The sequence below is a fragment of the Sandarakinorhabdus oryzae genome, from assembly GCF_009733735.1.
Classification (GTDB): Bacteria; Pseudomonadota; Alphaproteobacteria; order Sphingomonadales; family Sphingomonadaceae; genus Sandarakinorhabdus; species Sandarakinorhabdus oryzae.
The window spans coordinates 1-558 of sequence record NZ_WNJP01000414.1 but is presented as its reverse complement, the minus strand read 5'-3'; the positions used below and the strand labels follow the sequence as shown (position 1 = coordinate 558).

Here is a 558-nt window from a genome sequence, read left to right as displayed (position 1 = left end):
CAACCGGCGAAGCGCTGATGGAGCGGCGGCTCGCCGAGATTCCGACCGAGGACTGGGGCGACGTGCAGGTCGACATCACGCCGCGCGAGTACATCTAATGTTGAGCTCAACATTAGACATATTCTTTGCAGTCGCAGTTTATGTCGAGCGTGGCGGCGGGAGGCGCAGGTTTTCTTCGGTTTTCCATGATTTCACTCCAGATAATTACAGTTCCTTCGACCTCAACAAGTCGAAGGAAGCTACATGCGAACAAGATCATCATTGCCGTTTCGAGCGGCCCCGCTCCGGGTCGAAGACCCGCCCAGTCACGGCACCCTACTCACCGCATTCCTCTCCTCTCTGTCGCTCGACGAGAGGTCAGCCTGTGCGGTTCTGTTTGGCGCTGCTGCCCGCCATTTCCTGCATTGGCTGGAGCTGCATGGGATCGCAGTCCGCACGATCGACGATCGGGCTGTTCGGCGGTTCGAGAAGCACCGGTGCCGGTGCCACCGGTATTCGGCGCAGCAGCCAGTATATAAGGCGGACATTGCAGCGCGGGTCAGACGCTTCGTCCGCTTC

At 59.3% G+C, this 558-nt stretch carries 1 pseudogene; it reads right to left on the bottom strand.

What is annotated here, in order from left to right:
* Positions 1-357: 357 nt before the first annotated feature.
* Positions 358-558: pseudogene (locus GJ693_RS17760) on the bottom strand (hypothetical protein); the annotation flags it as partial.